This is a genomic window from Mesorhizobium loti R88b, from assembly GCF_013170845.1.
Taxonomy (GTDB): domain Bacteria; phylum Pseudomonadota; class Alphaproteobacteria; order Rhizobiales; family Rhizobiaceae; genus Mesorhizobium; species Mesorhizobium loti_B.
The window spans coordinates 437,371-463,478 of sequence record NZ_CP033367.1; the positions used below are offsets into that span (position 1 = coordinate 437,371).

A 26,108-nucleotide genomic window follows, 5' to 3' on the forward strand; every position below is an offset into this window, starting at 1 on the left:
GCTCCAGTCGCGAATGGCGATTGAAAGTTGGCGCGCCGCGGGGCGTTATGCCAGCCCATGAAAACCATCACCGAATTTCCCCGCAAGGTCATCGAGTTCCCTGACATGGGCATCGTCATGCCGGATGGCTGCCGGCTGTCGGCGCGGGTGTGGATGCCGGAGGATGCCGGCGACGATCCGGTGCCTGTCATCCTCGAGCATCTGCCCTACCGCAAGCGCGATGGCACCATTTTTCGCGACCAGTTGACGCATCCCTATTTCGCCGGCCACGGCTATGCCTCGATCCGTGTCGACATGCGCGGCAATGGCGATTCCGAAGGGCTGATGGACGACGAATATTCCGAACAGGAATTGCAGGACGCCTGCGACGTCATCGCCTGGGCGGCGGCTCAACCCTGGTGCAACGGCAATGTCGGCATGATGGGCATTTCCTGGGGCGGCTTCAACTGCCTGCAGGTGGCCGCCAAACAGCCGCCGGCGCTGAGGGCGGTGATCAGCCTGTGTTCGACCGTCGACCGCTACGCCGACGACATCCACTACAAGGGCGGCTGCCTGCTGATCGAGAATTTCGGCTGGGCCTCGACGATGCTGTCCTATTCGTCGCGGCCGCCGGACCCCCTGATCGCAGGCGACAACCGCTGGCGCGATCTGTGGCTGACGCGGTTGGAGAACCAGTCCTTCCTGCTGCCGTTATGGCTTAGCCATCAGCATCGCGACGCCTACTGGAAACGCGGTTCGATCTGTGAGGATTTTTCCGTGGTCAAGGCGGCCGTGTTGTCGATCGGCGGCTGGCACGACGGCTACCGCAACACGATCTCCAATCTCGTCACCAGCATCGAAGCGCCGGTGAAGGGCATCGTCGGCCCCTGGATCCACAAATATCCGCACTACGCCGGACCCCAGCCGGCTATCGGCTTCCTGCAGGAAGCCTTGCGCTGGTGGGACCACTGGCTGAAGGGGGCCGAGACCGGCGTCGAGAACGATCCGGCCTACCGCGCCTATGTGATGGACAGCGTGCGCCCGGCACGCTGGCATCCCGAGCGACCTGGCCGCTGGGTGGCCGAGAAAGAATGGCCGTCGCCCGCCATCAAGACGGAGAAGATCGAGTTGATCGCGGCGGGCTGCAAACCCGCCATCGTCGCCTCGCCGCAGACCTGCGGCCTCGCCGGCGGCGAGTATTTCCCGTTCACCTTCGGCCCGGAACTGCCGGGCGACCAGCGCCCCGACGATGCGCTGTCGGTGTGTTTCGACCAACCGGAACTGACCGAGGCGATCGACATTGTCGGCGCACCGGACGTTAAGGTCACCTTCTCCTCCGATCGCCCGCAGGCCAATATCGCGGTCCGGTTGTGCGATGTGCATCCCGACGGCGCCTCGGAACTGATCTCCTATGGCGTGCTCAACCTGACACACCGCAACTCGCATGAGTTCCCGCAGGCGCTGGTGCCTGATGAGACCGTCTCCGCGCGCGTCGTGCTCGATCAATGCGCCTATCGCGTGCCGGCCGGCCACCGCCTGCGCATTGCCGTGTCGAACGCCTACTGGCCAATGATCTGGCCGTCGCCGGAACCGGTGCGCCTCATCTTGTCGGCTGCGACGCTCTCCTTGCCGATGCGCCCGCTGGCGACAAGCGACGAAGTGACGTTCGCCGAGCCGGAAGGTGCCACGCCCTGGGCGACCGAAACGGTGCGTGCCGCCAATTCCGAACGTCATGTCGATCGCGACGAGAAGACCGGAATCGTCACGCTTTCCATATCCGATGATTTCGGCGAGGTGCGCGATCTCGACCATGGCCTGGTCAATGGCAGCATCGCCCGCGAGAGCTGGGTTATCCATCCTGACAATCCATTGTCAGCCTCGGGAAAAACCCACTGGACGCAGACACTGTCGCGAAATGGATGGTCGGTGCGTACCGAGACATGGGCCGAGATGCGATCGGACGCGCAAAACTTCATCGTCAGTGCCAGAATCGAGGCCTATGAGGGTGAAAAAATCGTCTTTGAGCGCAATTTCGAGAAAAAGATTCCACGCGCGCTGGTCTGAGCGCCGAAGCCGTTGGTCCAAATGCGACGCACGATTTACGCCACAGCATGTCGCATTCGGTCTTGCTTACGGCATTAGCTTACCCTCATTATTCAGGGAGAATTAACAAAGAAAATCGACCGCAGAGTCGAACCAACAGAGTGAGGAACTCAAAATGTCGAACGAACTCGAATTCCTTAGCCGGCGTGTCGCAGCAGGCAAGCTGAGCCGTCGTGATTTTCTCGGTCGCGCCGCAGCGCTCGGCATCGCCGCACCTTTCGCCAATTCGCTGCTGTCCAGCGCGGCCCGTGCGGCCGGCCCGGTCAAAGGTGGCACGCTGAAGGCCGGCCTGGTCGGCGGTGAATCCACCAACAGCCTCGACCCGGCGCTGATGATGACGCAGGTTCCGTTCGCCTTCGGCAAGATGTGGGGCGAATTGATCGTCGAGCTGTCGCCCGACGGCAAGCTCGAGAACCGCATCGCCGAGGAGATTGGCTCGTCGCCGGACGCCAAGGTGTGGACGCTGAAGATCCGTGACGGCATCGAATTCCACAATGGCAAGACCGTGACCGCCGAAGACGTGGCCGCCACGCTCGAGCGCCATTCCGATGAAAAGTCGAAGTCGGGCGCGCTCGGCTACATGAAAGGTATCGAGACCATCAAGGCCAGCGGCAAGGAAGTGGTGCTGACGCTGAAGGAGCCGAATGCCGACCTTCCCTACCTGCTCAGCGACTATCACCTGATCATCCAGCCCAATGGCGGCAAGGACAAGCCGGACGCCGGCATCAGCGCCGGCCCATACAAGATCGCCACCAACGAGCCTGGCGTGCGCCATGGCGGTGAACGCTTCGCCAATTACTGGCAGGGCGACAAGATGGGCCATGCCGACCAGATCGAGATCATCGTCATCAACGATGCGACGGCGCGCACGGCGGCCCTGCAGGGCGGTCAGGTCAACATGATCAACCGCGTCGAGCCGAAGATCGTCGACCTGATCAAGCGGGTGCCGGGCGTGACCATCCGCAACCACGCCGGCCCCGGCCACTATGTCTTCATCATGCATTGCAACACGGCACCCTTCGACAACGCCGATCTGCGTATGGCGCTGAAGCTGGCAATCGACCGCGAGGAGATGCTGAACAAGGTGCTGCGCGGCTACGGCTCGCTCGGCAACGACTTCCCGATCAACGCGTCTTACCCGCTGTTCACCGAGATCGAGCAGCGCAAGTATGATCCGGACAAGGCCAAGTTCCACTTCAAGAAGTCGGGTCATGACGGCTCGGTGCTGCTGCGCACGTCGGATGTCGCCTTCCCCGGCGCCGTCGATGCGGCCCAGCTCTTCCAGCAGAGCGCGGCCAAGGCCGGCATCACGCTCGAGATCAAGCGCGAACCGGGCGACGGCTACTGGTCGGAAGTCTGGAACAAGCAGCCCTTCTGCGCCTCCTACTGGGGTGGGCGCTCGACGCAGGACCAGATGTACTCGACCGCCTATCTGTCGACGGCCGACTGGAACGACACCCGTTTCATCCGTCCGGATTTCGACAAGATGGTGCTGGCGGCGCGCGCCGAGCTCGACGAGACCAAGCGCAAGGCGATGTACCACGACATGGCCGTCATGGTGCGCGACGATGGCGGTCTGATCCTGCCGATGTTCAACCAGTTCATCGACGCGACAGGCGCCAAGGTCGACGGCTGGGTGGACGATCCGCATCAGGAACTGATGAACGGTTACGCCCTGGCGAAGTGCTGGCTGCAGGCCTGAGCCGGCTTTGCGGATATGTCTTCACCCATCTTGAAGCTGATTGCCCAGCGCATTGCGCTGGGCATAGTCCTCTTGTTGGCCGTCTCGGTCCTGATCTTCGCCGGCACCCAGATCCTGCCCGGCGACGTCGCACAAGCCATTCTCGGACAATCGGCGACACCGGAGTCGCTCGCCAATCTGCGCGAGCAGCTCGGTCTCAATGCGCCCGCCTATGTCAGGTATTTCCATTGGCTTGGCGGTGTGCTGACCGGTGACCTGGGAACCGCCATGTCGAGCGGCCAGGACATTGCCACGTCGATCAAGGGCCGGCTCTGGAATACGTTGTTCCTCGCCTTCTGGGCGGCTATCGTTGCCGTGCCGCTGGCGATCATTCTCGGCTTGATCGCGGTGCGCTACCGCAATGGTTGGGTCGACAAGCTGATCTCCGGACTGGCGCTCGCCTCGACCTCCTTCCCCGAGTTCTTCATCGGCTATGTCCTCGTCTACTTCTTTGCCGTGAAGTGGCAGATCTTCCCCGGCATCTCGACTGTCTATGACGGCATGCCATTCGGTGAGCGCATGCAGGCGATCGCCTTGCCGGCGACGGCGCTGACGCTGGTGGTGCTTGCCCATATGATGCGCATGACGCGTGCGGCGATCCTCAATGTCATGCAGTCGGCCTATGTCGAAACGGCGGAGCTGAAAGGCCTGTCGGCCTTCAACGTCATCCGCAAGCACGCCTTCCCCAATGCCATCGCGCCGATCATCAACGTCGTCATGCTCAACCTCGCCTACCTGATCGTCGGCGTCGTCGTGGTCGAGGTGATCTTCGTCTATCCAGGCATGGGACAGTATCTCGTCGACCATGTCACCAAGCGCGACGTTCCTGTGGTGCAGGCCGTCGGCCTGATCTTTGCCGCCGTCTACATCACATTGAACATCATTGCGGACATAGCGGCGATCGTCGCCAATCCGCGCCTCAGACATCCGAAATAGGGGGCGGATATGCTCGACATCAAACGCATCCCCATCCCCGCGCTGATCGGCATCATCCTGACGGCGCTGTTCGTGCTGGCGGCGATCTTCGCACCCTGGATCGCACCACACGGCAATGGCGAGATCATTGGTGACGTCTGGGAACCGATGTCGGCGGCGCATTGGCTGGGGACCGACAATCTCGGCCGCGATCTGCTGTCGCGCATGATCTATGGCGCCCGCATCACGCTGTTCATCGCCGTGCTCGCCACCGCGCTATCCTTCTCGCTCGGCGCCATACTCGGTTTCTCGGCGGCGGTGTTCGGCGGCTGGTACGACACGCTTTTGTCGCGCCTCGTCGATCTCCTGATGTCGATCCCGACCCTGATCATGGGCCTCGTCGTGCTTTCCGTGCTGCCTACCAATCTGGTGACGCTGATCCTGGTGATGGGCATTCTCGACTCGACCCGCGTCTACCGCCTGTCGCGGGCGGTTGCGGTCGACATCAATGTCATGGATTATGTTGAAGCCGCCAAGCTGCGTGGCGAAGGCAGCGGCTGGATCATCTTTCGCGAGATCCTGCCCAATGCGCTGTCGCCGCTGGTCTCGGAGCTCGGCCTGCGCTTCATCTACGCCGTGCTGTTCCTGTCGACGCTGTCCTTCCTTGGTCTTGGCGTACAGCCGCCGGACGCCGATTGGGGCGGCATGGTCAAGGAAAACAAGGACGGCATCGTGTTCGGCATCGGCGCGGCGCTGATCCCGGCGGCGGCGATCGCCATGCTGGCGATTTCCGTCAACCTCGTCGCCGACTGGGTGCTCAACCGGACGACAAGCCTGAAGGGAGGGCGCGGGTGATGGCCGATACCAAAGCGAAACCAGGCCTGCTGCTCGACATCCGCAATCTGCGCATCGAGGCCACCGTCTATCCGCCCGGCGAGGCGCCGAAGAACATCGTGCTGGTGCATGATGTTTCGCTGACTTTGGAAAAGGGCAAGGTGCTGGGCCTGATCGGCGAATCCGGTGCCGGCAAGTCGACCATCGGCCTGTCGTCCATGGGTTATGGCCGTGGCGGCGTGCGCATCACCGGCGGCGAGGTCATCCTCAACGGCCGCGACATCCTCAAGACCGGCAAGGACGGCTTCCGCAAGCTGCGCGGCCGCGAGGTCTGCTATGTCGCGCAATCGGCGGCGGCAGCCTTCAACCCAGCCCACAAGCTGATGGACCAGGTGGTGGAGGCGACGCTGCTGCACGGCACAGCGACACGCGCCGAGGCCGAGAAGCGGGCCGTGGCGCTGTTCAAGAAGCTCAGCCTGCCGAACCCCGAAACCATTGGCGAACGCTTTCCGCACCAGGTTTCGGGCGGCCAGTTGCAGCGCGTGATGACAGCGATGGCGCTGTGTTCCGAACCGGACCTGATCGTCTTCGACGAACCGACCACCGCGCTCGACGTGACGACGCAGATCGACGTCCTGGCGGCGATCAAGGATGCCATCCGCGACACCCATGTCGCGGCGCTCTACATCACCCACGACCTCGCCGTGGTCGCCCAGGTTTCCGACGAGATCATGGTGCTGCGCCACGGAAGGCTCGTCGAATGGGGCGGCACCCGTCAGATCATCAAGGAACCGCGCCAGGAATACACCAACGCGCTGGTCTCGGTGCATGAGATCGAGCATGCCGAACAGAAGCCCGGCACCGCGCCGTTCCTGTCGGTGAAGAACGTCACCGCCGCCTATGGCCGCAGCCACATCAAGGTGCTGAAAAACGTCTCGGTCGACATCTATCCCGGCCAGACGCTGGCCGTGGTGGGTGAGTCCGGCTCCGGCAAATCGACGCTGGCGCGCGCCATCACCGGGCTTTTGCCGCCCGAGGAAGGCACTGTCACCTTCGACGGACGCCCGCTGGCCAACCGGCTTGCCGACCGGCCGAAGGAGGATCTGCGCCAGTTGCAGATGATCTACCAGATGGCTGACGTGGCGATGAACCCGCGCCAGACCGTCGGCACCATCATCGGTAGGCCGCTCGAATTCTATTTCGGCATACGCGGCCGCGAGCGCGACAAGCGCGTTGCCGAACTGCTCGACAAGATCGAGATGGGCAAGGGGTTTGTCGATCGCTATCCGGCCGAGCTTTCCGGCGGCCAGAAGCAGCGCGTCTGCATTGCCCGCTCGCTCGCTGCCAAGCCGAAGCTGATCATCTGCGATGAGGTGACCTCGGCACTCGACCCGCTTGTCGCCCACGGCATCCTCAAGCTGCTGCTCGACCTGCAGAAGGAAGAAAACGTCGCCTATCTGTTCATCACCCACGACCTCGCAACGGTGAAGTCGATCGCCGATTCGATCGCGGTGATGTATCGCGGCGAGGTGGTGCGTTATGGGCCGAAGAGCACGGTTCTGACGCCGCCCTTTGATGCCTATACCGATCTTCTCTTGTCGTCCGTTCCGGAAATGGAGATCGGCTGGCTGGAGAAGGCAATCAAGGGACGGCGCATGGCCAGCGCGGGGAACTAGACCAATTGCAGGAAGAGTTTGAAACGGTTCTCCCTTCGAAATCGCATTAAAACAAAGACATAGACACGATCCGCCCGGCGGCGGCTACTGCCGTCATTCATATGCAACACGAGAGCGTCAAACGTCCTTCCGGACGGGCGCTGCTTGTGCGACGTTTTTAACTAGGGGTAGGACATGAAGACTGAATTCGATTATCTCGCTGAACTCGCGGGCCAGGGCCGGATCTCACGCCGCGACTTCCTCGGCCGCACCGCGGCACTTGGCGTCTCGGCGGCATTGGCAACGACATTGGCGGGCAAAGCCTTCGCGCAGACGCCGGTCAAGGGCGGCATCATCAAGGCCGGCCTGCAGGGCGGCGAATCGACCAACAGCCTCGACCCGGCGCTGAACCTCAGCCAGGTTACCTACAGTTTCAGCAAGCAGTGGGGCGAGTATCTTGCCCGGCTGAGCCCGGACAACAAGCTGGTCAACCTGATTGCCGAAGACATCGGCGCTTCCAAGGATGCCAAGACGTGGACGATCAAGGTCCGTGACGGCATCGAATTCCACAATGGCAAGACGGTCAGCGCCGAAGACGTTGCCGCCACCATCGAGCGCCATGCCGACGAGAAGTCGAAGTCGGGCGCGCTCGGCATCCTCAAGAACATCAAGGGCGTCAAGGCAAGCGGCAAGGAAGTGATCGTCACGCTGGGCGACGCGGATGCCGACTTCCCCTATCTGATGGCCGACTACCATCTCGTCATCCAGCCGAATGGCGGCAGGGACAATCCGAATGCCGGTATCAGCGCCGGTCCCTACAAGGTTACGGTCAACCAGCCGGGCGTGCGCCATGGCGGCGAGCGCTTTGCCAACTACTGGCAAGGCGACAAGGCCGGCCATGCCGACCAGGTCGAGATCGTCGTTATCAACGACGCGACGGCGCGGCTTGCCGCGCTGCAGGGTGGCCAGGTTCACATGATCAACCGCGTCGAGCCCAAGGTCGTCGACCTGGTCAAGCGCATCCCGGGCGTCACCATCGAGAACGTCTCCGGCAAGGGCTACTACCCGTTCAACATGTTCTGCGACACCGCGCCCTTCGACAGCAACGATCTGCGCATGGCGCTCAAGCTCGCCATGGACCGCGAGGAAATGCTGGAGAAGATTCTGCGCGGCTACGGCTCTGTCGGCAACGACTTCCCGATCAACGAAGCCTACCCGCTGTTTACCGCCATCGAGCAGCGCAAATTCGATCCGGAAAAGGCCGCCGCCCTCTACAAAAAGTCCGGCCACAGCGGCACCGTCCTGCTGCGTACCTCCGATGTCGCCTTCCCCGGCGCCGTCGACGCCGCCCAGCTCTATCAGCAGAGTGCGGCCAAAGCCGGTATCAAGATCGAGATCAAGCGCGAGCCCGGCGACGGCTACTGGTCCGAAGTCTGGAACAAGCAACCCTTCTCGCTCTCCTATTGGGGCGGACGCGCGACGCAGGACCAGATGTATTCCACGGGTTACGTCTCGACAGCCGACTGGAACGACACGCGCTTCAAGCGGCCGGAATTCGACAAGATGCTGTTCACCGCGCGCGGCGAGCTCGACCAGGACAAGCGCAAGGCGATCTACCACGACATGGCGGTCATGATGCGCGACGAAGGCGGCCTGATCGTGCCCTTCTTCAACCAGTTCATCGACGCCGCCGCGACCAACAAGATCGCGGGTTGGGTCAAGAACCCAATCGGCGAAATGATGGATGGGTACGCGCTCGGCGAATGCTGGCTGAACGCCTGACATCGAGCTGACACTGACAAGCGCCGCGTGTCCATGCGACACGCGGCGCACTCGTTTCAACGGACAATCGCGGGGGAAAGCCCATGGCGCTCCAATCCAAGCTTTTGCTGATCATCCTCGATGGCGTGCCTTACCGGAACTGGCGCCGGCTGATGGGTAATCTCGAAGGCTGGGTGCAATCGGGCGAGGCACGGGTCTGGAAGATGCGCTCGGTGCTGCCGTCGACCTCGGCCTGCTGCTATGCCTCGATCCATACTGGGGTTTCACCGCAGGTGCACGGCATCCTCTCCAACGAGAATCGCTTTCGTGTCGCGCAGCCGGACATCTTCTCCGAAGTCAGCAAGGCCGGCGGCAAGACGGGTGCCGTCACCCATTCCTACTGGTCGGAATTCTTCCGGTCCTATCCGTTCGACCTGGTCGAGGACATGGAATATGATGAGCCAGGCGGGCCGATCACGCATGGCCGCTTCCACACCATGACCGGCTATAACCAGCGCAACCAGATGACGCCGAGCGATGTCGACCTGCTCGCGACGCTGACCATGCTGACCAAACGCCATGGCATCGACTACGGCATCCTGCACACCTGCACGCTGGATTCGATGGGCCATCGCTTCGGCCATGACTGCCATGAGATGGATCATGCCGTCTACGCCATGGACGGCATGCTGGCGGCCTTCCTGCCGGGCTGGATCGAAGCCGGCTACGAGGTAATGGTCACCGCCGACCATGGCCAGACGGATCGCGGCCACCATGGCGGCCATGACGACGAGATGCAGGATTTCGCGCTCTATTACTTCGGATCCGGCAAAGGACCGCAGGCCGACACGCTGCTCGACCAGCTGCAGCTGGCGCCGACGGTGTTGGGCCGGCTGGGTGTGGCGGTGCCGGCGACGATGAAAGCGAAGCCCTTCTTGAGTTGAGCGGGGCGGCTCTGGCAACCGCCCCCTACTTCGGTTAGCCTCCGCAAATTCCTTGGCGGAGGATGAACCTTTTTGCACCGATCAGCGACAGAGCAGACAGGAGCCAGGCGGCTCGACCGGCCATGACGGCAGCGACGGAGACCGATCGCGCGCTTGTCGACCGGGTCGCGAAGGGCGACCGTGCCGCCGTGCGGCTCCTGTTCATGCGTCACCACGCGCGGGTCTACCGCTTCGTGGCGCGCCAGACGGGATCGGAAATGATGGCTGACGATATCGCGAATGAGGTGTTCCTCGAACTGTGGCGCCAGGCGCCAGGCTTCGAAGGGCGCTCCGAAGTCTCGACATGGCTGCTCGGCATCGCCCGGTTCAAGGCGCTGTCCTTGCTGCGCAAGAAAAAGGAAGACTGGATCGACGACGAGGCCGCCGCCGCGGTGCCCGACAGCGCCGACACGCCTGAGGTCGTCACCATGAAGGAAGACAAGGCCGCCGCCTTGCGCCGCTTCATCGATGCCTTGCCCGAAGAACACCGCACGGTGATCGACCTTGCCTATTACCACGGACAGTCGGTGACGGAGATCGGCGAGGTGCTTGGCATCCCGGTCGCGACCGTCAAGACCCGGATGTTTTACGCCCGCAAGAAACTCGGCGAAACCCTCAAGGCTGCCGGTTACGACAGGGGGTGGCCATGAGTGCCGCTGAAAAAATGTCGCGCCGCGACGACATGGAAACGCTGCTGCCGTTCTACCTGAGCGGCTCGCTGGAAGGCTCCGACCTCGAAGCCGTCGAGGAATGGCTGGCGACCGATCCAGCCGCAATGGCAGCCCTTGGCGAGGCCGAGGCCGAATTCTCCGGCACATCGGCCGCCAATGAAGCGATCCGCCCGCCGGCCGATGCGCTCAGCCGCTTCGCCAGGGCGCTCGACGCCGAGGCAGGGCCGGCGCGCAAGCCGGCGGGCTCGTCCTGGCTGGCGCAGGCCTGGGGCCGTTTCATGGCGGTGCCGGTCGGCGTCGCTTGGGCGGCGGCCGCGGTCCTCTTGGCGTTGATCGCGGTGCAGTCTCTGGTGCAGCCTGGCGGCAAAGGCGGCAATTTCGAAATCGCCGGCGCGGAAGACGACCTGGCGAAAATGCCGTTCGCGCTCGTCAAGTTCAAGCCGGATGCGAAGATGTCCGATATTTCGGGCTTCCTCGGCGGCAATGGGCTGAAGATCATCGGCGGGCCGAGCGCCGACGGTGTGTTCCGGCTCGGCATTCCCGCAGCCAACGCCGCAGACTATGCAAAGCAACTCGGCCTTATTGCTGCCCAGCCTTTCACTGACACTGTGATCGAGGGAAGGAAACCGGTTGATGGCGGCTGAGGCGGCCCTTCGATTTGCGGCGATCCTGGCGGCGGCGATGACAATCGCTGCCGTGCCCGCGTCGGCGCAAACCAACGCCGCCAATGGCGACCAAACGAAAATCGACTGCCGCAACGGCGCCAATGCGACGGCGCCCGACTGCGCCAAGGACGGCAGCGGTGCAAAGGCCGGATCGGACACCGATCAGGCCGGCGCCGTCTTTCTCCCCGCTTTGATCGTCGACCTGTTTCCCAATCCGGTGGCGCCCCCGGCACCGGTGCCGACACCAGAGCCGGCGCCGCCGCCCGCCAACAATCAGGCCAGTCCGCCATCGGGCGGTCCGATCGCCGCGCCGACCGATCTCATTGCCGTTCAGCCGCCGCGCGCCGTGGCCGGCGATTTCGTGCCCGACGAGGTGCTGGTAACGGTCGGCGGTGATGCCGGCGCCGTACAGCAGATCGCCGCCTCCTTCGGCCTCGAAGTGCGTTCGCAGCGCCAGTCCCGGCTGCTCGGCACCACGCTGGTGCGCTTCGGCATTCCCGATGGCCGTCCGGTCGGCGTCGTGCTGGCGCAGCTCGCCGCCGATGGCCGCACGCAGCGGCGCGAGCCCAATCACATCTATTCGCTGCAGCAGGCCGCGGGCATTGTGAACTACGCCTTCGACCACATCGAACTCGATTCCAAACAGGCCAGCGGCGAAAACGTCAGGGTTGCCGTCATCGATACCGGCATCGACGACACCAATCCGGCGCTGGCCGGCGTCATCGCCGCACAGTTCGACGCCATGCCGGACGTGCCGATCGAAAAGCGCGACCATGGCACTTCGGTCGATGGGCTGATCGCCGGCGTCGGCGCGCTGGAAGGCATGGCGCCGGGCGCCAAGATTTATCACGCGCGTGCCTTCGAAGGCGGTAAGTCGACCATGGACGTCATCCTGTCGGCGCTCGACTGGGCGGCGGAGCAGAATGTCAGCGTCATCAATATGAGCTTCGTCGGGCCGAAGAACGAGCTGCTCGGCACCGCCTGCCGCAATGCCCGCGCGCTCGGCATCGTGCTGGTCGCCGCCGCCGGCAACAACGGGCCGAAAGCGCCCTATGGCTATCCAGCCGCCTTCGACGGCGTCATCGCGGTGACCGCCACCGACGCCAAGGACGGGCTGATGCCGCAGGCCAATCGCGGCGCCTATGTCTTCATCTCGGCGCCGGGCGTCGAGATGGTGGCGCCGAGCGGGGCGGGCTCGGACGTCGTCACCGGCACGTCTTTCGCGGCGGCTATCGTCAGCGGCGCCATCGCCAATCTCATCCATGCTTCGCCCGACCGCTCAGCCGACGACATCGAGAAGGCTTTGGCGGCAACAGCGAAGGATCTCGGCCCCAAGGGGCGCGACAACGACTTCGGCTATGGGCTGCTGGACATCAAGGCGGCGGAGGCGGCAAAGGAGTGAGTTTTGCTCCTGGCTTCTGTTTCATGCTGCCGGGAGTTCGCGGGTTCGACCGATTTGCAGAAGCAACGCGGATGCAAGACAAAGCCCGACGACAGCCAGCCCTGATATAACAAGCCACCGCATCAATACCGCCTGCTCATCGTGGCCGATGACGCGGTAGAGACCATTGATTTCGACCATTTCCGGGTCGGACAACCGCTTTTTGGGCAGTGTTCGATCGGTGTAGAAATATTTGGTCATCGCGTTGAATTCGAGTTCACGTCCGATGAACATCTCGGTGGGGTTTACGTCTGAAGTGACATAGCCCTCATAGTTGCGTTCCTGTGTGGCGCGGATATCGACGTTGTTGAAGTCCGGTTTTGTCGCGCCCTGATGAAACCAGCCCGGTGAAAACACCGAGAATGACCCGGAGCGGGGCAGATGGGTAACCGGTTGGTTGACGATTTCGACCACTTTCTGTTCTGTCCGCGCGGCTTCCGCATTTGCCTTTTCGATGCCTGGCAACGTCCAGAAGATTGCACCGGCAACAGTCAGCAAAAGACCCGTCAAGCCAAGCAGAAACACGATATGCCCTACAGGGCGCGCTGGCCTTGCGATGCGGTCAACCGGCGCAGCCGGGGCGCGACTCGCGCGCCCGCGACGGCCGAAAGCCGTGCTGGGCTGGTTGGTGTTCATCAGCCCATGTTCGAACAAGCGGGCTAATGGGGCGTTAAGAGGCCATCGTCGGCGCTTCAAAACCGAGGTCACTTTTGAGTGACACGCATTAGAAGGCGCGCTTTCGGTCGTTCACTGTGATTGGACCTTACCCTAGGCCGGCGCTCCCGCGACCGATCCCCTAACCACCAGGTCGACCGGCCAGACCTCACCTCGCGCACCCTCTTCCAGACCCGATATCCGCGCCGCCAGCCGCTCGGCGACGCGGGCGCCGGCGAGGCGGATGGATGAGCGCGTCGTCGACAGCGGCACGGAGAAATTCTCGGGCTTCAGCCAGGGAAAGACGTCGTCATGGGCGATCAGCGAGACGTCGCCTGGAATGGTGAGGCCGAGGTCGCGCACGGCGCGCACGACGCCCAGCGCCATGATCAGGCTGGAGCAGGCGATCGCCGTTGGTGCGTCGCTCGCCTCCAGCAGACGCCTGGTGGCGCGATAGCCGTTTTCTTCGGTCATGACCACCGAGCAGACATTGCGCTCACCCAGGTTCAGTCCGCTGGCCGCGAGAGCGCGACGCACGCCGCGCTCGCGATGAATGGCGAAGGTCTCGCGGTCGTCGCCATTGATCAGCGCCAGCCGCCGGTGGCCGAGCTGGACCAGCAGCCGCGCCGCCTCGTGAAAGGCACCCTCATTGTCGATGTCGAGATACGGGTAGTCGAACTCGAAGCCTTCGCTGCGGCCATGGACTAGGAAGGGAATGCCGAGCGTGCTGACCAGCGCCACCCGGCTGTCCTGAGGCTTCGGCGAAGAGATATAGACGGCATCGACCTGCCGGTTGGCGACGATGCGCCGATAGGTCGTCTCCTGGTCGTCGGCATCGGCGGGCGACAGCACGAGGTCGAGCTCATGCGAGCGGGCGTAGTCGCCGAGGCCGGACAGGAATTCGACGAAGTGCGGGTCGATGTCGACGGCCGCACCCGTCGGCAAGACATAACCGATCATGCCGGACTTGCCGGTCGCCAGCCTGCGAGCGCTTGGATTGGGGCGATAGCCATGGCGCTTGGCGGCGTCCATGACGCGCCTGCGCGTTTCCTCGTTGACCTCCGGGTAACCGTTCAGCGCCCGGCTCACCGTGGTCTGCGAAAGCGCCAGCATATGCGCGAGCTGCTTGAGGTTCACAAAGATCTCCATTCCCTCAAAGCGCTTTTAAATTGAATCGACCCAAGCGCCACAAGGGCGCAACGGCATCGAGGCAAGCATAAGCGTGGTTTGGGCAGGTTTGAAACAAAAATTACTGTTGCACCGCCATAAAAGCATGCTGCAGCGCACTTTTAAGCTTTAATTGCGCCAACTTAAATCGATTAGCCCACCATCCCTCTTGACTCCTGAATGAATCAATGGCGTGATCGAGAAAGCCAAAGCGCTTTGGAAGACTCTTCGAAAGGTTGCGGTTCCCTTGCGACTGAGTCACAGTCCTGCAGCTTCGGCGGACGGAATGGAGGTTCCGTCCGGTGTATGTGACCCACTGGGAGGGAATACCGATGAAGAAAATGCTTTTGCTGGGTGTCGCGTTCGCTGCGCTCGCCCTGAATACGCCCGCGCATGCCGAACTGAAGTTCAAGCCCGGCGAGGACAAGCGCTTTCACTGGGCAAATTTCGAAGACCTCAAGAAAGTCGACCTCAAGGGCGAGACCCTGACCATCTTCGGACCGTGGCGCGGCGAGGATGAGGCACTAGCCCGTTCGGTGCTCGATTATTTCTCCGAAGCCACCGGCGTCGAGATCAAATATTCCTCGTCGGAAAACTACGAACAGCAGATCGTTATCGACACCCAGGCGGGTAGCCCGCCCAACATCGCCATCCTGCCGCAGCCGGGCCTCATCCAGGATCTTGCGTCCAAGGGCGTTCTGACCCCGCTGGGCGACGACGTTGCCGCATGGGTCAAGGAAAACTACGCGGCCGGCGACTCCTGGGCCAAGCTTGGCACCTTCGCAGGCAAGGACGGCAAGCCAGGATTCTATGCGCTTCCCTACAAGATCGACGTGAAGGGGCTGGTCTGGTACTCGCCCGATAATTTCCAGGAAGCCGGCTACAAGGTCCCCAAGACCCAAGAGGAACTGGCCGAGCTCGAAAAGAAGATCATCGCCGATGGCGGCAAGCCCTGGTGCATCGGGCTTGGCTCCGGCGGCGCCACCGGCTGGCCGGCGACCGACTGGGTCGAGGACATCATGCTGCGCACGCAGCCGCCTGAGGTCTACGACAAGTGGGTGAAAAACGAGATCCCGTTCAACGACCCCGCCGTGGTCAATGCCATCGACATTTTCGGCAAGATCGCCACCGACGATAAAATGGTGGACGGCGGCGCCAAGGCGGTCGCGGCGACCGATTTCCGCGACAGCCCGAAGGGCCTCTTCTCCGTACCGCCGAAATGCTACATGCATCATCAGGCATCGTTCATCCCCTCCTTCTTCCCGGAGGGCGTCAAGCTCGGTCAGGATGCGGACTTCTTCAACTATCCGCCCTACGCCTCCAAGCCGGAGCTCGGCACGCCGCTGGAAGTGGCCGGAACGCTGGTGATGATCACCAAGGATTCCAAGGCATCTCACGAGTTCATCAAGTTCCTGCAGATGCCGCTCGCGCATGAATTGTGGATGGCGCAGAAAAGCTTCGTCACCCCCTTCAAGGGAGCCAACAAGGACGCCTATGGCAGCGAAGCCCTGAAGAAGCAGGGCGAGATCCTGGTCGGAGCGACGACCGTGCGCTTCGACGGTTCCGACCTGATGCCGGGCAAGATCGGCGCCGGCGCCTTCTGGACCGGCATGATCGACCTGGTCGGCGGCAAGTCCGCCCAGGACGTCGCCACAGACATCCAGAAGAGCTGGGACGGCATCAAGTAAACGATTGATCGGGCCGGCCGCCGAGCGGGCGGCCGCTTCATCTTCGCAGGGATCCGGGCCTTGCCGGCCCGGATCCGACGGCGGCCCACGCCGCCCCGTTTCGTCATGAGCGCATCGACATGAAGCGCAATCCGCATGCGAGATTTTTAAAGCGGCCGATTGCGCTCCAAAACAACTGAATCGGCGCCTGGTCCCGAGGCTATCAAGCCTCGCTGGATCATCCGCAGGGGAGGAATGCATGGCGTCTCAGATTTTCTCGGCCATCTTTGTCATCATCATCGGCGTCGGCGGCTGCGTCGCCTATTTCTGGGGCGCCAACAGACTGGTCGACCTGATATTCCCATCGCGCGGCGTCGCCGGCGCTGCGGCCATCGACAATCTTCGCCGGCAAGGCCTGGTCCGGCCTTGGCTGTTCGTCGGCCCGGCGATGATCATCCTGACTATCTATCTGATCTATCCCGTGATCGAGACGCTGCGGCTCTCCTTCCTCGATCGCGGCGGCATCAATTTCGTCGGCCTGGCCAATTATCAATGGGCGTTCGGCGACCGCGATTTCCGCAACTCGATCCTCAACAACGTGCTGTGGCTGGCCGTGGTGCCCGCCGCCTGCACCTTCCTTGGCCTGATCATTGCCGTGCTGACCGACAAGATATGGTGGGGCACCATCGCCAAGAGCCTGATCTTCCTGCCGTTGGCGATCTCCTTCGTCGGTGCCAGCGTGATTTGGAAATTCATCTACGAGTATCGCGGCGAGGGCCAGGTGCAGATCGGCATCCTCAACGCCATCATCCAGCATTTCGGCGGCCAGCCGCAGGTCTGGATATCGCTGCCGTTCTGGAACAATTTCTTCCTGATGGTCATCCTGATCTGGATCCAGACCGGCTTTGCCATGGTCATCCTGTCCTCGGCGCTGCGCGGCATTCCAGAAGAGACGCTGGAAGCCGCCGTCATCGACGGCGCCAACCCGTTCCAGATCTTCTGGAAGATCATGGTGCCGCAGATCTGGGGCACCATCGCGGTGGTGTGGACCACCATCACCATCCTGGTTTTGAAAGTGTTCGACATCGTGCTGACCATGACCAACGGTCAATGGAACAGCCAGGTGCTGGCCAATCTGATGTTCGACTGGATGTTCCGCGGCGGCGGCGATTTCGGCCGCGGCGCGACAATCGCCATCATCATCATGATCGCGGTCATTCCGATCATGGTCTGGAACATCCGCCAGGCCAACAAAGAAACGGGAGGGCATTGAGATGGCCGTCGCGACCGGAAATTCCTTTGCCAGCCGCTTCGGCGTCCACATCGCGGTGCTGATCTTTGTCACGATCTGGACCATCCCGACACTCGGCATCCTGGTCTCCTCGCTGCGCGATAAGGACCAGATCATAGCTTCGGGCTGGTGGAATTCGTTCTCCAGCTCCAGCCAGACCGAAGCCGGCCGACTGCCGCCCGCCTCGGCGCAGACCCAGAAGGACGGCAAGTTCGTTCTCGAGGGCAACATCTTCGGCGACGGCGCCAAGCGCGCGATCAGCGCCTTCGGCGTCAAGGCGGCGGCCCCGACGCAGTATCCGGCCGGCAGTTCGGCCGATCTCGGTGACGGCGTCACCCTGCAGGTCAATGCCGACGGCAGCTTCGTCATGGTCTCGCCCAAGGCGTTCGAGGGCGACCGCGGCCAGCGCGTCTATTACGCCTCGTCGGCGCCGCCGAAATTCACCACCGACAATTACAAAACCGTGCTGCTTTCCGAAGGCATCGGCCGCTCGTTCATGAACTCGCTGACCGTCACCATTCCGGCGACGGTCATCCCGATCCTGATCGCCGCCTTTGCCGCCTATGCGCTGGCCTGGATGCGCTTTCCCGGCCGCGCACTGCTGATTGCGGTCATCATCGGCCTGCTGGTGGTGCCGCTGCAGATGTCGCTGATCCCGCTGTTGAAGCTCTACAACGGCGTCGGCACGTTCTTCGGCGTGCCGTCGAAGACCTATCTCGGCATCTGGCTGGCGCATACCGGCTTTGGCCTGCCCTTCGCCATCTATCTCTTGCGCAGCTATATTGCCGGCCTGCCGCGCGAAATCATGGAATCGGCGCGCATCGATGGCGCCAGCGATTTCGAGATCTTCGTCAAGATCGTGCTGCCGCTGTCATTCCCGGTGCTGGCGTCGTTTGCCATCTTCCAGTTCCTGTGGGTATGGAACGATCTGCTGGTGGCAATGGTTTTCCTGGGTACGGAAGCAGACCAGATCGTGCTGACGGCCAAGCTCAACGCGCTGCTTGGCTCGCGCGGCGGCGATTGGGAGATTCTGACGACATCGGCCTTTGTGACCATCATCGTGCCGCTGATCGTGTTCTTCTCGCTGCAGCGCTATTTCGTCCGCGGGCTGCTTGCCGGTTCCGTCAAAGGAGGCTGAGACCATGCAATCCGCTTTGAAAGCCAGTTCGAACCCTGACCTCGCCGCCGACCGCGACTGGTGGCGAGGTGCTGTCATCTACCAGATCTATCCACGCAGCTACCAGGATTCGAATGGCGACGGCATCGGCGACCTCAAGGGCATCATCGAACGGCTGCCCTACATCGCCGCACTCGGTGCGGATGCAATCTGGATTTCGCCCTTCTTCAAGTCGCCGATGAAGGATTTCGGCTACGACGTCTCGGACTATTGCGACGTCGACCCGATGTTCGGCACGCTGGCCGATTTCGACGCACTGACAGCGGAAGCGCACAGGCTGGGTCTCAAGGTGATGATCGACGAGGTGCTGTCGCACACCGCGGACAGCCACCCGTGGTTTGGGGAAAGCCGGTCGAGCCGCACCAATCCCAAGGCGGACTGGTATGTCTGGGCGGACGCCAGGCCCGACGGCACACCGCCCAACAACTGGCTGTCGATCTTCGGCGGATCGGCCTGGCAATGGGACACCAGCCGCCAGCAATATTATCTGCACAATTTCCTGGCCGAACAGCCCGACCTCAACTTCCACAACCGCGAGGTCCAGGACGCACTGCTCGACGTCACCCGCTTCTGGCTGGAACGCGGCGTCGACGGTTTCCGCCTCGACACGATCAATTTCTACTTCCACAGCCAGGGCCTGGAAAACAATCCGCCACTGCCGCCAGAAGAGCGCAACGACCAGACCGCGCCGGCGGTCAATCCCTACAACTACCAGGATCACCTCTACGACAAGAGCCGCCCGGAAAACCTCGGCTTCCTCGAACGTTTCCGCGCCCTGCTCGACGAGTATCCGGCGACCGCCGCGGTCGGCGAGGTCGGCGATTCGCAGCGCGGTCTGGAAGTGGTGGCAGCCTATACCGCCGGCGGCAAGCGCGTGCACATGTGCTATTCCTTCGACTTCCTGGCGCCGGAAAAGATCAGTGCCGGCAAGGTCCGCTCGGTGCTGGAAGCCTTCGGCAAGGTCGCCAGCGACGGCTGGTCGTGCTGGGCCTTTTCCAACCATGACGTGATGCGCCCGGCCTCGCGCTGGGCTGCCAACGAGGCCGATCCGACCGCCTATCTCAAGGTCATCTCGGCATTGCTGATGTCACTGCGCGGCTCGGTCTGCATCTACCAGGGCGAGGAACTCGGACTCGGCGAGGCCGATTTGCGCTTCGAGGATCTGCAGGATCCCTATGGCATCCGTTTCTGGCCGGAATTCAAGGGCCGCGATGGCTGCCGCACGCCCATGGTGTGGGATGACGGCGCCAAGAATGGCGGCTTTTCCCAGGCGAAGCCCTGGTTGCCGGTGCCGGCGAAGCATTTGTCGCAGGCAGTCGATGTCCAGCAGGGCGACCAGGCTTCGCTGCTCGAGCACTACCGGCGCTTCCTCACCTTCCGCCGCGCCCATCCGGTGCTGGCCAAGGGCGATATCACTTTCATCGAAAGCGAGGGCGACACCGTCGCCTTCACCCGCCGCGCCGGCAATGAGCAGATCGTCTGTGCCTTCAACCTCGGCGCCAAGCCGGCCAAGATTGACCTTGGCAGCCGCTCACTGCAACCTTTGCCGGGACACGGTTTTTCCGGACAGGCGAGCACCGGTTCGATCGAATTCGGCGGCTACGGCGCCTGGTTCGGACGCATCGACTGAAATCTTTGAGGACATCACTGGGAGGAAACCAATGGCCGATGTCAATTTGAGACAAGTGAAGAAGTCCTACGGCAATCTGAACATTCTCCACGGTATCGACCTCGATATCAAATCGGGCGAGTTCATCGTCTTCGTCGGTCCGTCGGGCTGCGGCAAGTCGACCTTGCTGCGCTCGATCGCCGGGCTCGAGGAAATCACGTCCGGCGAGCTCAAGATCGATGGCGAGGTGGTCAATGACGTGCCGCCGTCGAAACGCGGCATCGCCATGGTGTTCCAGTCCTATGCGCTCTATCCGCATATGACCGTCTACGACAACATGGCGTTCTCGATGAAGATCGGCAAGGAGAACAAGGCCGAGATCGACCGGCGCGTGAAGCAGGCCGCGGAAATCCTGCAGCTGACCAAATATCTCGACCGCCTGCCCAAGGCGATGTCGGGCGGACAGCGCCAGCGCGTTGCCATCGGCCGCGCCATCGTGCGCAACCCGAAAGTGTTCCTGTTCGACGAGCCGCTGTCGAACCTTGACGCGGCACTGCGCGTCGCCACCCGCATCGAGATCGCCAAGCTCAAGGAATCGATGCCGGCCACGACCATGATCTATGTCACCCACGACCAGGTCGAGGCGATGACGCTGGCCGACCGCATCGTCGTGCTCAAGGACGGCCATATCGAGCAGGTCGGCACGCCGATGGATCTCTACAAGAAGCCCGGCAATCTGTTCGTCGCCCAGTTCATCGGCTCGCCGGCCATGAACATCCTGCCGGCGACCATCGACAAGACCGGCAACCCGACCGTCGTCAGCCATGTCGGCGGGCGCAAGGCCACCGTGCCGATTACGACGCCGGCTTCGGCCAAGGGCGCGGCGGTGAGTTTCGGCGTGCGGCCGGAGGACCTGATTGTCTCCACCGGCGCGGAATATCTGTTCGAGGGAACGGTCGATTATGTCGAGCAGCTCGGCGAGGTTCAGCTGGTCTACGTCGACATCGGTCGCGCCGACCTGCCGCTGGTGACCAAGCTGCCGGGCAATGTCGAGGTCAAGCGCGGCTCGACATTGCGGCTGAGCGCCAATGCAGAGGATCTGCATATCTTCGACACCGACGGGCGGTCTTTCGCGCTGCATGAAGCGGAAGCAAAAGCGGCTTGAGACAGAAACCTGTCTGACAACAAAAAACGGCGGGCAAGGCCCGCCGTTCTTTTTGAATCTGCTTAGGCAGTTAGTGGCCGAAGAGGTTCCGGTCGCTGCCCTGAGGCGCCGACTTCTGTACGTCGCCCGACGAGTTGAGCAGCTTGTAGACGGGCGAGCCGTTTTCGCGGATCGAACCCGTACGCGAGTTGTCGACCGAAGTCGCAGCGGGCGGGTTCGCGCTATTGGCGTTGTAGTTGTCGCTGCCGGCAAAAGCGCTGCCCGAGAGAGCCAGAACGGCGGCGGCAGCAATGATGATCTTGTTCATTTCAAATCTCCTGAATTTTGCATTTCACCGGAGCGGCGGGGCAAACCCGCCGCCCAGGGAATCGGTTGTTAGTGGCCGAAGAGGTTGCGGTCGGCACCCTGGACAGGCGCCTGGGCAGCCGGCTGCGACTTGTCGATCGAGGCCGTGTACGAGCCGTCGGTCGCGGTGACAGCAGCCTGGTTGGCGCCATTGGACCCATAGTTGTCGCTGCCAGCGAAAGCGCTGCCGGAGATGGCCAGAACGGCGGCGGCAGCAAGGATGATCTTCTTCATTTCAAGTCTCCTGAATTCTTCCAGTTTCGCCAGGGCGGCGAGCCAAGCCCACCGCCTGCTGGTGATCGACAGTTAGTTGTTGCCGAAGAGGTTGTGGTCGGCACCCGTGACAGGCGTCTGAGCAGCCGGTTCCGACTTCTTGATCGAAGCGGTGTGCGAGCTGTCGACAGCGGCGGCTGCAGGGGCATTCGAACCGTAGTGGTCGCTACCAGCGAAGGCGCTGCCGGAAATGGCCAGAAGGGCGGCGGCAGTGAGAATGATCTTTTTCATTTTAAGTACTCCAGTATTTTTGCTGTCCGTCTAGCGGCGTGTCTTGGGAATGAAATCGCGTCGTTCGGACAGCCCCGATGTGGGTAAGCCGTCTGCCGGATTCCAATCACGAAGTTGTTCCGCCTGGGCCATGATTTTACATCTTGTAATTTTAATAAGCATGCCGACCATCTTGTTTTATGCATATGATACAGCTACTTAGATAAATTTCACGACCCACTCACCGAGTGTATCCGGGCGTCAGCGTTCACACCGTCCTGCACGCATTGTCAACAGAAACGAACCGTTCGGTTCGATTTTAGAAGTTGCTAATAGTCACTTTTCGATACCGTTGGCCTGTTTTCCCCGCGCCAGGAGCCGGACAAGAGACGATTCGAAACAGCACAGATTGCTGAACAAAACAGAATCTCAGCCGTTCAATCGCTGGCCGGAGCGTTTCGTCCGGCGTGTCGCGCCGCATGGATACGATGTCGCTTTCATGCCGATGTCGCGATCGCTGCCGTGATTAGATGACTGCATCTCAGGTGCCGCTTCGTGACCACGGAACGGAGAATTGGGAAGCCGGTCAGAATCCGGCGCTGCCCCCGCAACGGTGGTGGAGTTCAAGTCGCAACGGGAGACCACTGGGCGAAAGCCTGGGAAGGTGTCGCGATGGTCCGAAAGGACAACTCCAGAGCCCGGAAACCAGCCCGAGATTGTTGAACTCGACTGATCGCGGTGGGCGGTCAAGAGGCGGATGGTGCATGCCCGGCTTCCGCCGGCCTGCGTCCGGTCCTTCCTCCGTCACCACCAGTTCAGTCCTTGAAGTATGAGGACAGGACATGGATGCTCGCAACGACATGCTGAGGCTCTTGAACAGCCGCAGGGACGGGTTCTCGCTCGAACAACCCTTCTACACCGACCCGGACTACTTCAAGCTGGACATGGAGCTGATCTGGTATCGCGACTGGCTGTTCATCGGCCATGATTGCGAACTGCCGAAGCCCGGCAGCTTCATCACCGTGCAGATCGGCGACTATCCGGTCGTGCTGGTGCGCGACCAGCAGGGCAAGATCAACGCTTTCCACAATTCCTGCCGCCATCGCGGCAGCCGTGTCTGCAACACCGACAAGGGCACCGCCGCCAAACTGGTCTGCCCCTATCACCAGTGGACCTATGAGTTGGACGGCCGCCTGCTGTTCGCCCGCCAGATGGCCGACGGTTTCGACAAGAGCCAGTTCAGCCTGAAGCCGGTCGCCTGCGAAAGTGTCGCCGGCTACATCTTCATCTGTTTGGCAAAGGAGCCGGCCGACTTCGCGCCGATGCGGGCGATGATCGAACCCTATCTCAAGCCACACCGGCTGGGCGAGGCGAAGGTCGCCTTCGAGAGCACCATTGTCGAGAAGGGCAACTGGAAACTCGTCTGGGAAAACAACCGCGAATGCTACCATTGCGCCGGTAACCACCCGGAACTCTGCAAGACCTTCCCGGAAGCACCGACCGTGACCGGCGTGCAAGGCGCCGACAGCGATCCCGAAATGCTGGCGCACTGGGCGAAATGCGAGGCCGCCGGCCTGCCGAGCAAGTTCCGCATCGATCCAGCCGGACAATACCGCGCCACGCGCGCACGGCTGCTGCGCGATGCGGTCAGTTACACGATGACCGGCAAGCGCGCGGTGAAGAAGAACCTGTCCGACAGCGTCTCGGCCGACCGCATCGGCACCTTGATGCACTATCACTACCCGACGACGTGGAACCACATCCTCATCGACCATGCCGTTACTTTCCGCGTGCTGCCGATCAGCGCCACGGAAACCGCGGTGACGACCAAATGGCTGGTGCACAAGGATGCGGTCGAGGGCGTCGACTACGATCTTGCCGAGCTCACCCATGTCTGGACCGAGACCAACGACCAGGACCGCCGCATCGTCGAGGAAAACGCCCTTGGCATCCTGTCGCCGGCCTATGAACCCGGCCCCTATTCGGAGCTGCATGAGGGCGGCGTGATCCAGTTCGTCGACTGGTACGCGCGCTTCATCGGTCCGCGCCTGGCCGAAGGCGGCCGGCCGGCGCTGCGCAGCGTGGCTTGAGAGGTTGAGGAATGAACGCCATGACTGACCTTGGGCTTTATCGCCATCTCGATCAGATGGCGCCCTGGAACGACAGGCTCCAGGTGCTGGAAGTGATCGGCGTCAGCGACGAGGCGCCTGACGTGAAGACCTTCACCTTCCGCTCCGACAACCAGACCTGGTTCCGCTACAAGCCGGGCCAGTTCGTGACGCTGGAGCTGCCGGCGCCAGACGGGCCGCTGATGCGCACCTATACGCTGTCGTCGTCGCCGTCACGGCCGTTCTCCATCGCGGTGACGGTGAAGGCGCAGGCGGGCAGCATCGGCACACGCTGGATGTTCGACCATCTGAAGCCCGGCTCGCACGTCAAGGCCTATGGACCGAGTGGCGACTTCTCGCTGCACAGCCATCCGGCGGCCAAATATCTGTTCATCTCGGCCGGTTCGGGCGTGACGCCGATGATGTCGATGCTGCGCTGGCTGAACGACTGCGCGCCATGGACCGATGTCGGCTTCGTCAATTGCGCGCGGCGCGCCGAAGAGATCATCTTCCGCAAGGAGCTCGAATTGCTCGGCGGCCATATGCCGGGCCTGTCGCTCGGCTTCATGATCGAGGAGCGGTCGAGCCGCGAGGGCTGGTACGGCCATATGGGCCGCATCGACGCCATCCGGCTGCCGCTGCTGGCGCCCGATTTCCGCGAACGTGAAATCTTTTGCTGCGGCCCCGATCCTTTCATGCGTGCAGTGCGTGGCATGCTGGACGCTTCTGGTTTCGACATGACGAAGTATCACCAGGAAAGCTTTGCCGCGCCTGCGGTGGAGGAAATCCCGGCGCCATTCGCAGCGCCGGCGCAAGACGGCGTTGCGGTCCCCGTCGAAGCCGCAACCCCGATCCGGTTCGCGCTTTCGGACGTCGATGCCGAATGCGTCGCCGGCCAGACCGTGCTGCAGACGGCGCGCTCTTCGGGCGTGCGCATTCCAGCCGCCTGCGAATTCGGCCTGTGCGGAACCTGCAAGGTCAAGAAAGTCTCCGGCGCTGTCGAGATGAGCCACAATGGCGGCATCCTCGATCATGAGATCGATGACGGCTTCATCCTGGCCTGTTGCTCGAAGCCGCTGTCGGCGCTCGAAATCGAAGCGTGATCCGGTTGGCGACCAACCTGACCCCCGAAAGGGCGGCACCTTGCCGGCACCGGTTGCCTTGCCAAGAAAGAACCGAGCGTTTACAGGCGTTGTAGGTGAAGCGATGCTGCTGGAGGGCAGAATTGCGGGGCGGGGCGACGATGATGCGTGATTCCAATGCCTATGCGGTTGCGAGCAGGGATATTGTCTTCGAATCCTTCGATGGCGAGGCCGTGGTGCTCAACCTTGCCAACGGCAAATATTTCGGCTTCTCAGATTCCGGCAGCAGGGTGTGGCAGGCGCTGTCGTCAGGGGTCGATGCCCAGGCCCTGATCGGGCTGACCGCCGGCGGCTCGACAATAGCCGCGGCCGAACTCGACCACTTCATATCGCAATTGCTCGACCTGGGGTTGCTGGCACGTCTGGAAGCGACGGCTCAGCCGCTGCCGGGCGAGCTTCCCGCCGAGCTTGCCGCCACGAGCGAGCCGCTCCATGTGAGCATTCACGACGACCTCGCCGACCTGATCATCGTGGATCCCATTCACGAGGTCGAGGAACCCCTGGGCTGGCCGGCGGTCAAGCAGGCATCCTGACGGGCCGATTGCGGCGGGG

At 62.4% G+C, this 26,108-nt stretch carries 23 protein-coding genes and 1 riboswitch; of the genes, 18 read left to right on the forward strand and 5 right to left on the reverse strand.

Annotation, left to right across the window (positions count from 1 at the left end; translation table 11 throughout):
• The first annotated feature begins 57 nt into the window (after window positions 1–57).
• The 10 genes from EB235_RS02005 (at window position 58) to EB235_RS02050 (ending at window position 12,709) form a co-directional block, all read left to right on the forward strand.
• Window positions 58–2,043, forward strand: coding sequence for a CocE/NonD family hydrolase (locus EB235_RS02005; protein ID WP_027032619.1), 1,986 nt, complete (start codon window positions 58–60; stop codon window positions 2,041–2,043).
• 154 nt (window positions 2,044–2,197) lie between these two features.
• Window positions 2,198–3,784, forward strand: coding sequence for an ABC transporter substrate-binding protein (locus EB235_RS02010; protein ID WP_027032618.1), 1,587 nt, complete (start codon window positions 2,198–2,200; stop codon window positions 3,782–3,784).
• Between the two features lie 15 nt (window positions 3,785–3,799).
• A complete protein-coding gene (locus EB235_RS02015) occupies window positions 3,800–4,759 on the forward strand; it encodes an ABC transporter permease (RefSeq protein WP_027032617.1) in 960 nt (319 codons plus the stop codon).
• A gap of 9 nt (window positions 4,760–4,768) precedes the next feature.
• Complete coding sequence (locus tag EB235_RS02020) at window positions 4,769–5,593, forward strand: ABC transporter permease (protein ID WP_027032616.1); 825 nt, start codon at window positions 4,769–4,771, stop codon at window positions 5,591–5,593.
• Window positions 5,593–7,248 carry an ABC transporter ATP-binding protein gene (locus EB235_RS02025; RefSeq protein WP_027032615.1) on the forward strand — a complete coding sequence of 552 codons (1,656 nt, stop codon included), beginning with the start codon at window positions 5,593–5,595 and terminating at the stop codon, window positions 7,246–7,248. Before EB235_RS02020 ends, EB235_RS02025 begins: the two co-directional genes overlap by 1 nt.
• Before the next feature lie 174 nt (window positions 7,249–7,422).
• Window positions 7,423–9,009, forward strand: coding sequence for an ABC transporter substrate-binding protein (locus tag EB235_RS02030; RefSeq protein WP_027032614.1), 1,587 nt, complete (start codon window positions 7,423–7,425; stop codon window positions 9,007–9,009).
• A gap of 83 nt (window positions 9,010–9,092) precedes the next feature.
• Entirely contained in the window at window positions 9,093–9,932 is an 840-nt protein-coding gene (locus tag EB235_RS02035) for an alkaline phosphatase family protein (protein WP_027032613.1), read from the forward strand.
• Between the two features lie 122 nt (window positions 9,933–10,054).
• A complete protein-coding gene (locus tag EB235_RS02040) occupies window positions 10,055–10,621 on the forward strand; it encodes a sigma-70 family RNA polymerase sigma factor (protein ID WP_027032612.1) in 567 nt (188 codons plus the stop codon).
• Complete coding sequence (locus EB235_RS02045) at window positions 10,618–11,286, forward strand: hypothetical protein (RefSeq protein ID WP_027032611.1); 669 nt, start codon at window positions 10,618–10,620, stop codon at window positions 11,284–11,286. The genes EB235_RS02040 and EB235_RS02045 overlap by 4 nt, the downstream gene beginning before the upstream one ends.
• A complete protein-coding gene (locus EB235_RS02050; RefSeq protein WP_027032610.1) occupies window positions 11,276–12,709 on the forward strand; it encodes a S8 family serine peptidase in 1,434 nt (477 codons plus the stop codon). Before EB235_RS02045 ends, EB235_RS02050 begins: the two co-directional genes overlap by 11 nt.
• A 21-nt stretch (window positions 12,710–12,730) precedes the next feature.
• Here EB235_RS02050 and EB235_RS02055 read toward each other — a convergent pair whose 3' ends face one another.
• Complete coding sequence (locus EB235_RS02055) at window positions 12,731–13,384, reverse strand: hypothetical protein (protein WP_155256457.1); 654 nt, start codon at window positions 13,382–13,384, stop codon at window positions 12,731–12,733.
• A gap of 132 nt (window positions 13,385–13,516) precedes the next feature.
• Window positions 13,517–14,539, reverse strand: coding sequence for a substrate-binding domain-containing protein (locus EB235_RS02060; protein WP_032926631.1), 1,023 nt, complete (start codon window positions 14,537–14,539; stop codon window positions 13,517–13,519).
• A gap of 362 nt (window positions 14,540–14,901) precedes the next feature.
• Here EB235_RS02060 and EB235_RS02065 point away from each other — a divergent pair, with 362 nt between their 5' ends.
• The 5 genes from EB235_RS02065 (at window position 14,902) to EB235_RS02085 (ending at window position 21,478) form a co-directional block, all read left to right on the forward strand.
• Complete coding sequence (locus EB235_RS02065) at window positions 14,902–16,257, forward strand: ABC transporter substrate-binding protein (protein ID WP_027032607.1); 1,356 nt, start codon at window positions 14,902–14,904, stop codon at window positions 16,255–16,257.
• Between the two features lie 238 nt (window positions 16,258–16,495).
• Window positions 16,496–17,509, forward strand: coding sequence for a carbohydrate ABC transporter permease (locus tag EB235_RS02070; RefSeq protein ID WP_027032606.1), 1,014 nt, complete (start codon window positions 16,496–16,498; stop codon window positions 17,507–17,509).
• A 1-nt stretch (window position 17,510) separates the two neighbouring features.
• On the forward strand, window positions 17,511–18,665 hold the full coding sequence (locus EB235_RS02075; protein ID WP_027032605.1) for a carbohydrate ABC transporter permease: 1,155 nt from the start codon (window positions 17,511–17,513) through the stop codon (window positions 18,663–18,665).
• A gap of 4 nt (window positions 18,666–18,669) precedes the next feature.
• Window positions 18,670–20,334 (forward strand): alpha-glucosidase, encoded by a 1,665-nt coding sequence (locus EB235_RS02080; RefSeq protein ID WP_027032604.1) that lies wholly within the window; start codon window positions 18,670–18,672, stop codon window positions 20,332–20,334.
• Window positions 20,335–20,365: 31 nt separating this feature from the next.
• Window positions 20,366–21,478, forward strand: coding sequence for an ABC transporter ATP-binding protein (locus EB235_RS02085; protein WP_027032603.1), 1,113 nt, complete (start codon window positions 20,366–20,368; stop codon window positions 21,476–21,478).
• A gap of 70 nt (window positions 21,479–21,548) precedes the next feature.
• Here the strand turns inward: EB235_RS02085 and EB235_RS02090 are convergent, their stop codons facing one another.
• From EB235_RS02090 to EB235_RS02100, 3 genes are all read right to left on the reverse strand, one after another.
• The gene (locus EB235_RS02090) at window positions 21,549–21,785 is read right to left on the reverse strand and encodes a DUF680 domain-containing protein (protein ID WP_027032602.1); all 237 of its coding nucleotides are present in this window, start codon (window positions 21,783–21,785) and stop codon (window positions 21,549–21,551) included.
• Between the two features lie 68 nt (window positions 21,786–21,853).
• Window positions 21,854–22,057 (reverse strand): DUF680 domain-containing protein, encoded by a 204-nt coding sequence (locus tag EB235_RS02095; protein ID WP_027032601.1) that lies wholly within the window; start codon window positions 22,055–22,057, stop codon window positions 21,854–21,856.
• Window positions 22,058–22,129: 72 nt separating this feature from the next.
• Window positions 22,130–22,327 carry a DUF680 domain-containing protein gene (locus EB235_RS02100; protein WP_027032600.1) on the reverse strand — a complete coding sequence of 66 codons (198 nt, stop codon included), beginning with the start codon at window positions 22,325–22,327 and terminating at the stop codon, window positions 22,130–22,132.
• Window positions 22,328–22,832: 505 nt separating this feature from the next.
• A riboswitch (cobalamin riboswitch) is annotated at window positions 22,833–23,034 on the forward strand.
• A 114-nt stretch (window positions 23,035–23,148) separates the two neighbouring features.
• Here EB235_RS02100 and EB235_RS02105 point away from each other — a divergent pair.
• The 3 genes from EB235_RS02105 (at window position 23,149) to EB235_RS02115 (ending at window position 26,089) form a co-directional block, all read left to right on the forward strand.
• Window positions 23,149–24,396: an aromatic ring-hydroxylating oxygenase subunit alpha gene (locus EB235_RS02105; protein WP_027032599.1), complete on the forward strand. Its 1,248-nt coding sequence runs from the start codon at window positions 23,149–23,151 to the stop codon at window positions 24,394–24,396.
• 20 nt (window positions 24,397–24,416) lie between these two features.
• Complete coding sequence (locus tag EB235_RS02110) at window positions 24,417–25,517, forward strand: hybrid-cluster NAD(P)-dependent oxidoreductase (protein WP_027032598.1); 1,101 nt, start codon at window positions 24,417–24,419, stop codon at window positions 25,515–25,517.
• A 140-nt stretch (window positions 25,518–25,657) separates the two neighbouring features.
• A complete protein-coding gene (locus EB235_RS02115; protein WP_080680900.1) occupies window positions 25,658–26,089 on the forward strand; it encodes a PqqD family peptide modification chaperone in 432 nt (143 codons plus the stop codon).
• Window positions 26,090–26,108 lie beyond the last annotated feature (19 nt).

What these genes read in the sequence shown, in the direction of transcription:
- EB235_RS02080 (WP_027032604.1), top strand. Translation starts at nt 18,670, where the DNA reads ATGCAATCCGCTTTGAAAGCCAGTTCGAACCCTGACCTCGCCGCCGAC.
- EB235_RS02045 (WP_027032611.1), top strand. Translation starts at nt 10,618, where the DNA reads ATGAGTGCCGCTGAAAAAATGTCGCGCCGCGACGACATGGAAACGCTG.
- EB235_RS02015 (WP_027032617.1), top strand. Translation starts at nt 3,800, where the DNA reads ATGTCTTCACCCATCTTGAAGCTGATTGCCCAGCGCATTGCGCTGGGC.
- EB235_RS02065 (WP_027032607.1), top strand. Translation starts at nt 14,902, where the DNA reads ATGAAGAAAATGCTTTTGCTGGGTGTCGCGTTCGCTGCGCTCGCCCTG.
- EB235_RS02105 (WP_027032599.1), top strand. Translation starts at nt 23,149, where the DNA reads ATGGATGCTCGCAACGACATGCTGAGGCTCTTGAACAGCCGCAGGGAC.
- EB235_RS02005 (WP_027032619.1), top strand. Translation starts at nt 58, where the DNA reads ATGAAAACCATCACCGAATTTCCCCGCAAGGTCATCGAGTTCCCTGAC.
- EB235_RS02070 (WP_027032606.1), top strand. Translation starts at nt 16,496, where the DNA reads ATGGCGTCTCAGATTTTCTCGGCCATCTTTGTCATCATCATCGGCGTC.
- EB235_RS02085 (WP_027032603.1), top strand. Translation starts at nt 20,366, where the DNA reads ATGGCCGATGTCAATTTGAGACAAGTGAAGAAGTCCTACGGCAATCTG.
- EB235_RS02030 (WP_027032614.1), top strand. Translation starts at nt 7,423, where the DNA reads ATGAAGACTGAATTCGATTATCTCGCTGAACTCGCGGGCCAGGGCCGG.
- EB235_RS02050 (WP_027032610.1), top strand. Translation starts at nt 11,276, where the DNA reads ATGGCGGCTGAGGCGGCCCTTCGATTTGCGGCGATCCTGGCGGCGGCG.
- EB235_RS02115 (WP_080680900.1), top strand. Translation starts at nt 25,658, where the DNA reads ATGATGCGTGATTCCAATGCCTATGCGGTTGCGAGCAGGGATATTGTC.
- EB235_RS02075 (WP_027032605.1), top strand. Translation starts at nt 17,511, where the DNA reads ATGGCCGTCGCGACCGGAAATTCCTTTGCCAGCCGCTTCGGCGTCCAC.
- EB235_RS02010 (WP_027032618.1), top strand. Translation starts at nt 2,198, where the DNA reads ATGTCGAACGAACTCGAATTCCTTAGCCGGCGTGTCGCAGCAGGCAAG.
- EB235_RS02110 (WP_027032598.1), top strand. Translation starts at nt 24,417, where the DNA reads ATGACTGACCTTGGGCTTTATCGCCATCTCGATCAGATGGCGCCCTGG.
- EB235_RS02035 (WP_027032613.1), top strand. Translation starts at nt 9,093, where the DNA reads ATGGCGCTCCAATCCAAGCTTTTGCTGATCATCCTCGATGGCGTGCCT.
- EB235_RS02090 (WP_027032602.1), bottom strand. Translation starts at nt 21,785, where the DNA reads ATGAACAAGATCATCATTGCTGCCGCCGCCGTTCTGGCTCTCTCGGGC.
- EB235_RS02095 (WP_027032601.1), bottom strand. Translation starts at nt 22,057, where the DNA reads ATGAAGAAGATCATCCTTGCTGCCGCCGCCGTTCTGGCCATCTCCGGC.
- EB235_RS02055 (WP_155256457.1), bottom strand. Translation starts at nt 13,384, where the DNA reads ATGAACACCAACCAGCCCAGCACGGCTTTCGGCCGTCGCGGGCGCGCG.
- EB235_RS02040 (WP_027032612.1), top strand. Translation starts at nt 10,055, where the DNA reads ATGACGGCAGCGACGGAGACCGATCGCGCGCTTGTCGACCGGGTCGCG.
- EB235_RS02025 (WP_027032615.1), top strand. Translation starts at nt 5,593, where the DNA reads ATGGCCGATACCAAAGCGAAACCAGGCCTGCTGCTCGACATCCGCAAT.
- EB235_RS02100 (WP_027032600.1), bottom strand. Translation starts at nt 22,327, where the DNA reads ATGAAAAAGATCATTCTCACTGCCGCCGCCCTTCTGGCCATTTCCGGC.
- EB235_RS02020 (WP_027032616.1), top strand. Translation starts at nt 4,769, where the DNA reads ATGCTCGACATCAAACGCATCCCCATCCCCGCGCTGATCGGCATCATC.